General features: G+C 62.7%; 9 protein-coding genes and 2 pseudogenes. 9 read left to right on the plus strand and 2 right to left on the minus strand.

The window, feature by feature from the left end; genetic code table 11:
• Window positions 1-22 precede the first annotated feature (22 nt).
• The gene (locus CVO77_RS13075) at window positions 23-1,045 is read right to left on the minus strand and encodes a homogentisate 1,2-dioxygenase (RefSeq protein ID WP_105999411.1); all 1,023 of its coding nucleotides are present in this window, start codon (window positions 1,043-1,045) and stop codon (window positions 23-25) included.
• A 349-nt stretch (window positions 1,046-1,394) separates the two neighbouring features.
• Here CVO77_RS13075 and CVO77_RS13080 point away from each other — a divergent pair, with 349 nt between their 5' ends.
• The 4 genes and pseudogenes from CVO77_RS13080 to CVO77_RS13095 all read left to right on the plus strand — a co-directional run.
• Complete coding sequence (locus CVO77_RS13080; protein WP_158258068.1) at window positions 1,395-1,796, plus strand: nuclear transport factor 2 family protein; 402 nt, start codon at window positions 1,395-1,397, stop codon at window positions 1,794-1,796.
• A complete protein-coding gene (locus CVO77_RS13085) occupies window positions 1,796-2,554 on the plus strand; it encodes an SDR family NAD(P)-dependent oxidoreductase (RefSeq protein WP_105999413.1) in 759 nt (252 codons plus the stop codon). The genes CVO77_RS13080 and CVO77_RS13085 overlap by 1 nt, the downstream gene beginning before the upstream one ends.
• A 38-nt stretch (window positions 2,555-2,592) precedes the next feature.
• Window positions 2,593-3,291 carry an EthD domain-containing protein gene (locus tag CVO77_RS13090; RefSeq protein WP_105999414.1) on the plus strand — a complete coding sequence of 233 codons (699 nt, stop codon included), beginning with the start codon at window positions 2,593-2,595 and terminating at the stop codon, window positions 3,289-3,291.
• A gap of 318 nt (window positions 3,292-3,609) precedes the next feature.
• Window positions 3,610-3,798 (plus strand): annotated as a pseudogene (locus tag CVO77_RS13095) (ATP-binding protein); the annotation flags it as partial.
• A gap of 78 nt (window positions 3,799-3,876) precedes the next feature.
• On the opposite strand, the pseudogene CVO77_RS13100 reads toward CVO77_RS13095, so the two are convergent.
• Window positions 3,877-4,227: pseudogene (locus CVO77_RS13100) on the minus strand (IS5 family transposase); the annotation flags it as partial.
• A gap of 268 nt (window positions 4,228-4,495) precedes the next feature.
• Between CVO77_RS13100 and CVO77_RS13105 the strand changes: the two are divergent.
• The 5 genes from CVO77_RS13105 to CVO77_RS13125 all read left to right on the plus strand — a co-directional run bounded on the left by CVO77_RS13105 (window position 4,496) and on the right by CVO77_RS13125 (window position 12,775).
• Complete coding sequence (locus CVO77_RS13105; protein WP_197709634.1) at window positions 4,496-5,935, plus strand: N-acyl-D-amino-acid deacylase family protein; 1,440 nt, start codon at window positions 4,496-4,498, stop codon at window positions 5,933-5,935.
• Window positions 5,932-6,963 carry an N-acetyltransferase DgcN family protein gene (locus tag CVO77_RS13110; RefSeq protein ID WP_105999416.1) on the plus strand — a complete coding sequence of 344 codons (1,032 nt, stop codon included), beginning with the start codon at window positions 5,932-5,934 and terminating at the stop codon, window positions 6,961-6,963. The genes CVO77_RS13105 and CVO77_RS13110 overlap by 4 nt, the downstream gene beginning before the upstream one ends.
• Window positions 6,960-8,795 (plus strand): tetratricopeptide repeat-containing sulfotransferase family protein, encoded by a 1,836-nt coding sequence (locus tag CVO77_RS13115; protein WP_242445937.1) that lies wholly within the window; start codon window positions 6,960-6,962, stop codon window positions 8,793-8,795. Before CVO77_RS13110 ends, CVO77_RS13115 begins: the two co-directional genes overlap by 4 nt.
• A 48-nt stretch (window positions 8,796-8,843) precedes the next feature.
• Window positions 8,844-11,237, plus strand: a complete 2,394-nt coding sequence (locus CVO77_RS13120) for a TonB-dependent receptor (RefSeq protein WP_242445938.1) — start codon at window positions 8,844-8,846, stop codon at window positions 11,235-11,237.
• 113 nt (window positions 11,238-11,350) lie between these two features.
• Window positions 11,351-12,775 carry an amino acid permease gene (locus tag CVO77_RS13125; RefSeq protein ID WP_105999417.1) on the plus strand — a complete coding sequence of 475 codons (1,425 nt, stop codon included), beginning with the start codon at window positions 11,351-11,353 and terminating at the stop codon, window positions 12,773-12,775.
• Window positions 12,776-12,800: the final 25 nt, after the last annotated feature.

Consider the following 12,800-nt stretch of genomic DNA (forward strand, 5'->3'; position numbering starts at 1 on the left):
GTTGCGCCGAAAGCGCATCGGCTTATGTTTTCAGGCCGTAAAAGCCGGTTTCAATGTGAGCCGCATATTCCAAGGCCTCTTTCGTGAGGCGCATCGTCGGCCGCACCTCAAGAAGCCAAGCCTGATAGCCTTCCGGGACATTTTCCTCGGGACCATGATGGGTAACAGCCTTCGGGACCCAGGTAAGTGTGCCCGGTTCGGTCACGCCGCCCCACGCGCCGGGGCCCTCGCAGTAAAGGATGAGCTCGTCATAATCGGCGTTGTGATGAACGGGAGGTCGGCTGCCGGGTCGCGCGCTCAACGTATAGCACATGACGCTTGTATCGGCCGTGGAAAGAAACTGTCCGGGAGGGCCTCCGGGACCAGTGATATAAGCGAGCGGATGAATTTCCTTGAGATTGAGCGCCCAGACGGGTGACTGGCCCTCGACCTGCTTGACCGCCGGCAGCGGATCATGCGCCATTTCGAAGCGTGTGATGCCGTCGAAGCTTTTGATCCACAAACGATGCGGTTTCTCGGCCGCGAGGCCTGCCGTAATCGCCGCACGCCGGACGCTGCGGCCGAAATGGATCATCCCGAAAGGGGCCGGCACATCGAAGTACAGTGGCAACGGGCTCGAGAGGATGAGCACGGCCAGTTCGCTGTCCAGCGGTTCGACACGATAGGAGACGGCGCGCGGCAGGAAAACGAAATCCAGTGGGCCCGCCTCGATGTCGCCAAAGTCCGTGCGGATGCGCGCGCGCCCCGACTGGATGAAGTGCAACTCGTCGGCTTCGGCGTTGCGCACGGTATAAGGGGTGGGGGCGCGGCGCCTGGAGACCGCGAGTTCCACGCCTTCGCGCGAAGTCATCACCGGTGTCGGCAGCGCCTCGGCATCCATACTGTCGGCGGTCGGCAGATCGAAAAGGTTGACGCGGTGCGGCGCATGGGGGCCTTCGACCGAAAGATAATCTGGCAGATAATTCTCGCGCAGGGCAACCGCATTCGCGCCAAGAAAGCCGTCGCGCGACCATAAATAGGGCCCGGGGCCACCATGACCTGCCATAATTAGTCTCCTTCAAAATACTTTTATATAGTTGTAAATCGAATCGACGGCCCGGTCAAGATAATGGCCCCGCCCGGATCGAGGGACTCGCCGCGGGTGCGGGCCGATGCGCGAGAATAGCGCGATTTTGTCGTCGGGTCATTCGGTACCCGAATTCAGCGGCGCGCACCGGTAAAGCCCGGAAAAGGCGCGCGATCTATTTGCAAGGACTAAGTGAGGGGGGCGATTTTCCCGCATCGTGATTGACAGGAAAAAAACTACTATATAAATGTTTCTGCAACGATAAGCGTTGCTGAGCGACCGCGTGCCCCTTTGGGCGGCGTAAATTCGGCAGGGAATGGAGAGCAGGATGACCGAGAATCTTATTAGAGGCTTTTTCGCCGCCGCCGATTCGCTCGACGAAGAGCGTTTTCTCGGTGGCCTCCCCGAGGACATTGTCTGGCGTTTCGGCAATTTCCCGGTCGCGAACGGCCGCGAAGCCGTTCGTGAGCAATATCGACTGGTCACCGGAATCCTGACCGCCATGTATCATGACATCGTCGGTATGTGGGCGGCAGGCGATTGTGTGACTGCTGAGACACGCGTTCACTACACCGATCGTCACGGTCGGAAATTCGAATTTCCGGGATGCGACATCATCTTTCTCGAAGGCGGACAGATCAAGGAAGTCCGGATCTTCGTCGACAATCACACGCTCTTCATTCCCCCAACCGAGGAATACGCCGCCCGCGCTGCTGAGGAAATCGCATAATGGGCCGGCTCGACAACAAGGTCTGCGTCATCACCGGGACGGGCGGCAGCATGGGGCGGGCCTCTGCGCTGGCCTTTGCTGGGGAAGGTGCCCTGATCGTGGGCTGCGACGTCGTAGCAGATCGGGCCGAGGAGACCGTCGTCTCCGTCCGCGAAGCCGGCGGTCAGATGGTTTCCATGCACCCATGCGATCTGACCAAGATGGAAGAATGCGAAGCGCTCGTGGCCTTGGCACTTTCGACCTATGGTCGCATCGACGTCCTCTTCAACAACGCGGCGATGGCCTATTTCGGCTGGGTGAACGAAATGCCTCTCGAGGACTGGCATCGCACGATCGATCAGGAAATCAATCTCGTATATTATCTTACGCGCGCCGCCTGGCCCGCGCTGGTGGCGACGGGCGGAACCATCGTCAACACGGCGTCGATTTCGGCGCACCAGGCCTATCGGCCGCTCCCCGGGCTTGCGCACATGGCCGCCAAGGGCGCCATCCTCTCGATGACGCGGCAACTCGCGATGGAGGGTGCGCCGCACGGAATTCGCGCAAACACCATATCGCCGGGGCTTATCTTGACCCATCAGACGAAAGACATCCTGGGCGACGATCAATTTGCTTCGGTCATGACCGATCAGATCATGCTCAAGCGACCTGGGCGACCCGAAGAGATCGCGCTTTCCGCGCTATTCCTGGCGTCCGAGGAAAGCAGCTTCATTACCGGTGCTGACCTTCGCGTCGACGGCGGAACAACAGCCTGGTAATTCCCGATATTTTACCCGGCGCAAGCGCGGAGTTCGGCATGTTCAAATTCATCATCGCATTCGAGCGCCATCCCGGTTTGACGCGGGATGAGACCCATGAATATCTCTCGGCTGTTCATGGCCCGCTCGTTGCAAGTGTTCCGGAATTCTGCAGGCACGTACGAGGCTATGTGCAGAATTTTGTTTTCGAGGCCGGGATCGCTCCTGGAGAGTTCGCCATCGATGGCGCGGCGGAACTCTGGTTCGACAGCCCTGAAATCTTCATCGCAGCCTATGCCGAACCACGTTACTTGGAACAGGTCCGGCCCGACGAACCGCGGTTTGCAAACCCCGATCGCATGGTTGCGGCTTTCACGAGCGAGACGGTGTTAATCGACAAGCCTCTCGGTGGCGGCGCAAAACTGATCCGTTTTCTCGCGGCCGTCGACGGCACGAGCGACGCCGAGTTCGTCGCCCAATGGCAGCGACTCTATGGTGAGGCGATCGTGTCGGATCGCGACCTGTCGGCACTACCGGTCAAATATATCCAGAACTGGTCGACGCCGCGTGCGAGCAACCCGTTTCCACTTGCCCGCGATTTCGTTGGCGTCGACGAGCTCTGGTTCGAAAATGATGACGGTCTTCGTCGCTTTCTGGCGATTGATCAGGAAATCCTGAGGTCTCTGGAGCACGCCTCCATTCTCGACACTGCCGCAAGCGTCAGCTTTGCAGCGAAGGAGAAGAGAGTTCTTCCCTGACCGCGGTCAGAAAAATCTTCAAGACGCGTTAGCGATCGCGCTCCCGACCCACCAGTTAATCTATTGATAAATAAAACATAATTTTTTTGTCAGTATTGGACCGAATGGTCCGCTAATGATGAAAGGCTTTACCATGAGTGTAGAGCGGCTGGTGAGCGGAAACCCATCAGATTTTTTCCAAGGCCCTGAAAGTAAATCGGAAATGAGAAAACAATGGGGTCCCGATCGGCGCCGATCGGGACCCCGGCAATGCAAATTCTTCGCCATTTATTTCAGACAGTTATGCCCCAAAGCGACGGGCCCCCGCTCTGGTGCCGATCCACAATCACTACCACCAGCCTCAGCTTCAGCGAATGGGCGGATGTGTTCGGCGATGCCAAGATGACCAAGGCTCTCCTGGATCGGCTAACCCATCATTGCCACATCCTGGAAACCGGCAATGACAGCTTCCGGTTCAGAGCCAGCTCCGCAGCCCCAAAGACACGAAAGGAAGAAGTACCAGCTTGACGAAATCCCCGCATCGCGGAACATAAACTAACCCGGGTCAAATCTCGATGAAAATCGCGGGTCAACTCTCAGTGGGAATCAACACTTTGGGCACCGATCGTAGCGGGTTGCTACACGTCTCCAGTCCTTGAGACGCCCGAACATGATCTCGATGCGATTGCGGCGTTTGTAGCGACGCTTGTCGTATTTGACGGCCTTGTTCCGCAGTTTCCGGCCCCGGATGCAGGGCGTGACGCCCTTTTCCTGCAAGGCGTCGCGGAACCAGTCGGCGTCATAGCCCCGGTCGGCCAGCATCCATTGCCCTTTGGGCAGACTGTCGAGCAAAGCGGCCGCGCCCGTGTAGTCGCTGACCTGCCCGGCGGTCATGAAGAAGCTGATCGGACGACCATTCGCATCGGTCACGGCATGCAGCTTGGTGTTCATGCCGCCCCCGGATCACGTCGGGGCAGGCTCTTCCTTGAACTCGACGAGCCACGGCGCATCCTCAGACATGATTCAGCCCGCGCAAACGCCGCTTGCAAGGCGCGCCCGTTTGAGTTAGAAAAATGACATATCTGATTAAAAGTTTGTTATACGTCATTGGGGTCGAGTATTTATGCGAAAAATGCTGCACCGGGGTGTTCTGCCTTTCGTCGCTGTCGCCAGCGCCTCGTGCGCGTCGGCATTCGCTCCGAGCGCGCCAGCCGACGCCGGCCTGGTGATCGCCAACGCATCGATCGTCGATGGTACTGGTGCGGCGGCGCGGCGCGGGACGGTGCGGATCGTCGATGGGCGCATCCGCTGTGTCGGCAAGTGCCGGGCGGCGCGCGGCGACCGGAAAGTCGATGCCGGCGGGCTGACGCTGGCCCCCGGCTTCATCGACACCCACAGCCACCATGACGAGGGGCTGGCCGCACAGCGCGACGCCGCACCGCTGACGGCGCAGGGCGTGACGACGATCGTCGTCGGACAGGACGGATTCAGCGCGATGCCGCTCGCCGATCAGTTCGCCGCGTTCACGGCCGAGCCGGCGGCGGTGAACATCGCGTCCTATGTCGGCCACGGCAGCGTGCGCGAAGCGGTGATGGGCAAGGATGCAAAGCGGCCGGCGCGACCCGATGAAATCGAGCGGATGAAACAACTGGTGGCCAAGGAGATGGATGCCGGCGCGATCGGCCTGTCGACCGGCCTTGAATATGAGCCCGCCATCTATTCGACGCGCGAGGAGGTGATGGAACTCGCCCGCGTCGCGGCCGCCCATAATGGCCGCTACATCAGCCATATGCGTAGCGAGGACATCGGGCTGGACGACGCGATCGGCGAGCTTCTCGCGATCGGCCGCGCGACGGGAATGCCGGTCCAAATCTCGCATCTCAAGATCGCGCTGGTCGATCGGTGGGGCGATGCGGCGGCGGTGCTGCGGCGGCTCGACGCCGCCCGGGCCGAAGGGATCGACGTCACCGCCGATGCCTACCCCTATGCGTGGTGGCAATCGGGGCTCGACGTGCTGCTGGCCGCGCGCGATTTTTCCGATCTGAAGGCGGCGCAGTTCGCGCTCGATCATCTCGCCCGCCCGGAGGGGCTGGTGCTGTCGGATTTCCCGCCCGATCCGTCGCTGGTCGGCAAATCGGTCGCCGACGTCGCGAAGCTGCGCGGCATATCCCCAGCCGAAGCGTTTCTGGCGCTCAATCGCGAGGCGGCTGCGAAGGGCGAAGGCAGCGGCGTGATGGGCCATTCGATGTCGGAGGACGATGTCGCGGCGCTGATCGGCTGGGCCAACACCAATATCTGCTCCGACGGCCAGCTCGACGATCATCATCCGCGCGGCGCGGGGTCGTTCCCGCGCATTTTCGCCTGGCTGGTGCGCGACAAAAAACTGCTGACGCTGGAACAGGCGGTCCACAAGATGACCGGACTGGCGGCCAGCCATATGGGCTTCACCGATCGCGGACAGATCGCGCCGGGCATGGCGGCCGATCTGGTGCTGTTCGACCCCGCGACGATTGCCGACGGATCGAGCTTTGAACACCCCGCGGCGCGGCCGCGGGGTATCCGGTCGGTGTGGGTGAATGGCGTGCTGGTGATGAACGACGGCGCGCCCACCGGGGCAAGGCCGGGCCAGATATTGCGCCGCCAGCCCGAACCGATGCGCAAATGACAATGATCGAGGACGGAATGATCGCACCCCTACTCCTGTTTCTGGGCGATGCGCCCGACATCGGCTGGGCCAAGACCGCATCGGGGCTGGCCCAATGGCGGCCGGAGGATTGCGCGGGGCAATATCGGCTGGCCGGCTGTCAGGTCGATCTGGGCCTGCCCGATATGGATTTCGCGGCCGCGCGCGCGGCGGGCGTGCGCACGCTGGTGATCGGAATTGCCAATGATGGCGGGTTCATCGCCGACAGCTGGGTGCCGCATCTGATCGCTGCTCTTGGTGCCGGACTCGATATTGCGGCGGGGTTGCACGAGCGGCTCGCCGACCATACCGAAATTGCCGCAGCGGCGAGCGAGGCCGGCCGGTCGCTGCACGACCTGCGCCAGCCGAAGCGTGTGTTCCGACCGGGAACGGGAAAGAAACGATCCGGCCTGCGGCTGCTCACCGTGGGCACCGACTGCGCCGTGGGCAAGAAATATACCGCGCTCAGCCTCGAGCGCGAGATGCGGGCGCGCGGCATGGCGGCGACCTTTTGCCCGACCGGTCAGACCGGGATCATGATCACCGGGCGCGGTATCGCGATCGATTCGGTGGTGGCCGACTTCATTTCGGGGGCGGCCGAATGGCTGTCGCCGCCGGCCGATCGGAATCACTGGCATCTGATCGAAGGGCAGGGCGCGCTGCTGCACCCGGCCTACGCCGGGGTGACGCTGGGGCTCGTCCACGGCAGCCAGCCCGACGCGATGGTGATCTGCCACGAGGCGGGGCGCACCGAATTGCAGGGCTATGAGGGCGATTTTGCCTGCCCGTCGCTACGCGCGGCGCTTGACGTCCATCTCGCCGCTGCCCGCCTGACCAACCCGGCGGTCCGCGGTGTCGGGGTCAGCCTGAATACCTCGCTCCTCGACGAAGGCGCCGCGCGCGATGCGCTGAAGCGCGCCGAGGACGAGATGGGTCTTCCCGCCTGCGATCCGCTGCGTTGGGGAGCAGGTGCGATCGTCGATCATCTGGCCCGGACCTTTCCGGCATGACCGCGGCCATGGCCTGCCGGACCGAGCGATCGGCGGCTCCGCCGTTCCCGGCGCCCGGCAGGCCGGATCCCGACCGGCGGGCCGTCGCCGGGGCGCGTGCGCTGTTGAGGACGGACGCGCAAGCGGCGCTCGCCAGTGCACGCGCGATCGCCGCGCGATCGCCGGTGTGCGCCGAGGCGCATCGGCTGGTGGCCGAGGCGCTGCGGTCGTTGGGCCGCGAGGCGGAAGCACGGGAGGCGTCGCTGGCGGCAGTGTCGGCCTCGATCCATGACCCGGAGCTGATGACCGCCGCGGCGGCGCTGGCGCAAAACGAATTGTCGGTGGCCGAACGCATATTGAAGGACCGGCTGAAATCGGATGCCACCGACGTCGCCGCGATGCGGATGCTTGCCGAGCTGGCGGGGCGGCTCGGTCGTTATCGCGATGCGGAAAATCTGTTGAAACGGGGTCTCGCCCTCGCGCCGGATTTCGTCGCGGCGCGGTCGAACCTGGCGATGGTGCTCCACAAAACGGCGCGCCCCGCGGAGGCGATCGCGCTGCTCGACACGATTGCCCGGCTCGATCCCGATGACATGACCAACGCCAATTTGCGGGCCGCGGCGCTGGGCCGTATCGGCGAATATGACGAGGCGCTGTCGCTTTATGAGCAGATACTCGCGCGATCGGGCGACCATCCCAAGCTGTGGATGTCCTATGCCCATATGCTGAAAACCGTCGGTCGCCGGGAGGATTCGGTGGCCGCCTACCGCCGCGCGCTGTCGCTCCAACCCGGCCTTGGCGAAGCATGGTGGAGCCTCGCGAACCTCAAGACCGTTCGCTTTTCCGCCGCCGATATCGCGGCGATGGAGGAAGCGCTCGCCGGCCCCGGGCTGCGCGACGAGGACCGGTTCCACCTGCATTTCGCGCTGGGCAAGGCGCATGGCGACGAGCAGCGCCCGGCAATCGCCTTCGACCATTATGCGCGGGGCAACCGGCAGCGCCGGCAGTCGATCGATTACGACGCCGACGACACGCACACGCTGGTGGAGCGCGCGAAATCGGTGTTCAGCGCCGACTTCCTCGACCGGTTCGCGGGCAAGGGATGTCCGGCGCGCGATCCGATCTTCATCGTCGGAATGCCGCGCGCCGGATCGACGCTGATCGAACAGATATTGGCGAGCCACTCGCAGATCGAGGGGACGACCGAGCTGCCCGATTTGCCGATGCTGGAGGCGAAGGCCAAGGCGGATTTCGGCGGCCTCGCCCAAATTCCGCCCGACGCGGTGCGCGCGATCGGCGAGGACTATCTCGCGCGGGCTCGCGTTCACCGCAAGAGCGGCAAGCCCTTCTTCATCGACAAGCTGCCGAACAACTGGATGCATGTCGGCTTCATCCGGATGATCCTGCCGAACGCGCGGGTCATCGATGCCCGCCGGCATCCGCTCGACTGCTGCTTTTCCAATTTCCGGCAGCATTTCGCCCGCGGCCAGGCCTTTTCCTACGCGCTCGACGACATTGGCCGATATTATCGCGATTATGTCGCGTTGATGGACCATTTCGACTGCGTTCGGCCCGGAACCGTCCACCGCCTGATCCACGAACGGCTAATCGGCGCCTTCGACGAGGAAGTGCGCGCGTTGCTGGCGTTCGTCGGCGTCGATTTCGAGGCCGGCTGCCGCGATTTTCATACCAACGGTCGCGCGGTGCAGACCGCGAGTTCCGAACAGGTCCGGCGTCCGATCAATCGCGACGGCGTCGGGCAATGGCGCCCCTATTCCGAATATCTTGGCCCCTTAATCGACCAACTTGCCCCCGTTCTTCGAGAATATGAGCAGGAAATATCCGTATTTTGATCGACAGAAAAAATAAAGATCAAATAATCCGAACACTGGGAGGGTGTTATGAAAGAAACGACGCAATTCATGTCCCGATCGGTCGCGGCGATGCTCGCGACAACGATTCTGTGCACATCGGGAGCGGCCTTGGCGCAGGACGCGAGCGCCGCCGATGGCGCGACCACCGATGGCGAAATCGTCGTCACCGCTCAGAAGCGCGAGCAGAATCTGCAGGACGTCCCGATCAGCATTCAGGCGCTGGGTGAGAGCCGCCTGGAAAATGCCCAGGTGTCGAGCTTTGACGACTATCAGAAGCTGCTCCCCAGCGTCAGCTCCCAATCCTATGGGCCAAGCCAGACCCAGATCGTGTTTCGCGGCGTCACCAGCGGCAGCGACGGGCTGCAAACGGGGTCGCTGCCGACCAGCAGCGTCTATATCGACGAGATTCCCGTCACGACCATCTATGGCTCGGTCGATTTTCATGTTTACGACGTCGCGCGCGTCGAGGCGCTGTCCGGACCGCAGGGCACGCTGTTCGGCGCCAGCTCGCTGTCGGGCACGCTGCGTATCATCACGAACAAGCCCGACACCTCGGGCTTTTCGGGCGCGATCGATGCCCAGGTCAACAAGTTCGGAAAGGGCGATTTCGGCGGTTCGCTGGAGGGATATCTCAACCTGCCGCTGTCGCCGGCCGCGGCTCTGCGGGTCGTCGGATTCTATCAGAAGGACGGCGGCTATATCGACAATATTCCGGGCACCCGCACCTTCACGCTCGACGATGCCGACCCCGATACGAACCTCACCGTCGATAATCATGCGCTGGTCAAGAACGACTATAACGACGTCGAAACCTATGGCGGGCGGATCGCGCTGGGGGTCGACCTCGACGAGGATTGGACGGTCACGCCGCAATTCATCTATCAGCGCCAGCTCTCGCACGGCGGCTTTCTGTTCGATCCGCGCAAGGGCGATCTGAACGTCACCGACTATTTCCCGTCGCGCAACCTCGATCGCTGGTATCAGGCCGCGCTTACGGTCGAAGGAAAGGTCGGGAATTGGGACCTGGTCTATTCGGGCGGATATTTCGAGCGCAAGGTCGATAGCACGTTCGATTATTCCTATTACACCGTCGCCTATGACAGCTATGGCTATTATGCCAATTATTACCCCGACGGAAACGGCGGCTTCCTCGACCCGCAGCAGCGGTTTTACGGAAGCGATCATTATACCAAGCAGACGCACGAACTGCGTATTTCATCGCCGTCCGAAAACCGCTTCAGGCTGACCGCGGGAATGTTCTATCAGCGCCAGAGCGACACCGCGCGGACCACTTATGACATCACCGGCATCGGAAGCATCCCGCCGCCGATCTGGGCGACGCCGTTTCCCGCCAGCACCGGCGATCCCGACACGATTTTCATGACCCGCGTTTTCCGCGTCGACAAGGATTATGCGCTCTTCGCGCAGGGCGAATATGACATCCTGCCCAACCTCACCCTCTCGGCGGGCGTCCGCGGGTTCCGGGCCAGGAATTCGATCGTCGGCTTTTCGGGTATCGCCACCGGCAGTTCGATCGACAGCTGTGTGCGACCGTCGCCGACGCCCGACAAGGTCTGCATCAATATCGACAAGCATACCAAGCAGGACAGCTACACGTACAAGCTCAACCTCAGCTGGAACGCGACGCCCGATCTGATGCTCTATGCGACGCTGTCCAGCGGCTTTCGGCCGGGCGGCAACAACCGCCGGGCCGACGTTGATCCGTTCAAGGCGGACAAGCTCTATAATCACGAGATCGGCTGGAAGCTGGGCGCGGGACGGTTCACCTTCAACGGCGCCGCTTTCTATCAAAAATGGAAGAATATGCAGTTCGGGCTGGTGCCGCTGAACAACAACGGCGTCACCAACATCTACAACGCCGGCGATGCGAACATCTATGGCATCGAGAGCGATGTGTCCTACCGCGTCGACGGACTCAGCCTGATCGCGTCGATGGCCTATACCGATGCCCGGTTGGGAACCGATTTCTGCGAGATCGACCCGGCCACGCTGAACATCGTCTGCCGCCCGGGGGTCGCGCCGGCGGCGCCCAAGGGAACCCGGCTGCCGGTCCAGCCCAAGGTGAAGGGGACGCTGACCGCGCGCTACGAGTTTCCGGCGGCAGCCGAGAACAAGATGTTCGTCCAGGCATCGATGTTCTTTCAGGGTGGCACGCGATCTTTTCTGACCGACGCCGATTTTGCGGCGATCGGGCCGACGAAGGGGTTCGTCACCTTCGATCTTTCGGCCGGCACCCACGTCGGCAACTGGAAGGTCGAGGCCTTTATCGAGAATCTGTTCGACCGGCGCGGGGAGCTGAGCCGCAACACCTATTGCGCGATCACATTCTGCGGACCTTACCGCCGCAGCTATCCGACCAAACCGCAATTTTTCGGCCTGAAGGTCGGAACCGAATTCTGATCCCGCCCACCCGCTCCGCTCCATCTGCGGAGCGGGGCGGTCGTCCCGACCCCGCCGGATTTCCTTTCCCGACGCGTCGGCGCGCGCCCTTCGACCATCCAGGAACCGCCACCATGACCCAGGTCGCAGCCATCGACGACGCCGAACCGACCCTTCGCCCGCATCTGGGGCTCTGGCACCTGATCGCGGCGGGGGTCGGCTCGACGATCGGTTCGGGCATCTTCGTGATCACCGGCACCGCGGCGGCGCAATATGCCGGCCCGGCGATATCGCTGTCGTTCATCCTGGCTGCCGCGGTCTGTCTGTGCACCGCCTATTGTTACGGCGAACTCGCGGGGCTGCTGCCCAAATCGGGCGGCGCCTACAGCTATGCCCTCGCCAGTTCGGGACCGCTGATCGGCTGGACTGTCGGCTGGTGCCTCGTGCTCGAATATCTCGTCGCCTGTTCGACCGTCGCGGTGGGCTGGTCGAGCTATTTCACCGATCTGGTCGCCAGCATGGGGGTGCGAATCCCCGACTGGATCGCCACGGCGCCGATCAATTTCGACAAGGCGGGGCATCCGGTCGCGACCGGTGCTTTGTTCAACCTGCCCGCTGCGTTGATCGTCGGTCTGGTCACGATGCTGTTGATCGTCGGCATCAAGGAAACCAATCGCGCCAATATCGCGATGGTGGTCATCAAGGTCGGGATCATCCTGCTCGTCGTCGGGTTCGGCGCGGCCTATGTCCGCGCCGAGCATTTCACCCCCTATATTCCCGAAAATAGGGGCAGCTACGGCGAATTCGGATGGAGCGGCGTGCTGCGCGGGTCCGCAGTGATCTTCTATGCCTTTCTGGGCTTTGACGGCGTATCGACCAGCGCGCAGGAAAGCCGGAATCCCCAGCGCGACATCGGTTGGGGGATCATCGGCGCGCTGGCTGCGTGCACCGTCCTCTACGTCGCCATGGCGGTCGTGATGACCGGGATGGCCGACTATCGGACATTGAATGTGGCGAACCCGGTCTCGGTCGCGCTGGCGGCGGCGGGCGGCGATCTCGACTGGCTGCGCACGCTCGTGAATATCGGCGTGGTGATCGGGCTTGCCTCGGCGATCCTGATGGGACTCTATGGTCAGAGCCGCATCCTCTATGTGATGGCGCAGGACCGGATGGTGCCGCCGATCTTTGCCCGCATCGCGCCGCGGTTCCGCACCCCCGCGGTCGGCACGGTGATCGTCGGCGCGGCGTGCGCGTTGATCGCGGGATTGTTTCCGATCGACATATTGGGCGAGCTCGTCTCGATCGGATCGTTGCTCGCCTTTGCCTTTGTGTGCTGGAGCGTCCTCGTGCTGCGCCGCCGGATGCCCGACGCGCCGCGCCCGTTCCGCACGCCGCTGTCGCCGCTGCTGCCGGCCGTCGGCATCGCCAGCAGCCTTTATCTGATGGTCAGCCTGCCGGGCGACACCTGGATCCGCTTGCTGCTGTGGATGGCGGTGGGGATGATGATCTACCTCGGCTACTCGCGCCCCCGGCGGCGGGCGGGCGGCCTGTCAGCCTGACGTGGCAGACGGGTCGGCCCGGCTG

It is taken from the genome of Sphingopyxis lindanitolerans, assembly GCF_002993885.1.
In the GTDB taxonomy this organism is placed as follows: domain Bacteria; phylum Pseudomonadota; class Alphaproteobacteria; order Sphingomonadales; family Sphingomonadaceae; genus Sphingopyxis; species Sphingopyxis lindanitolerans.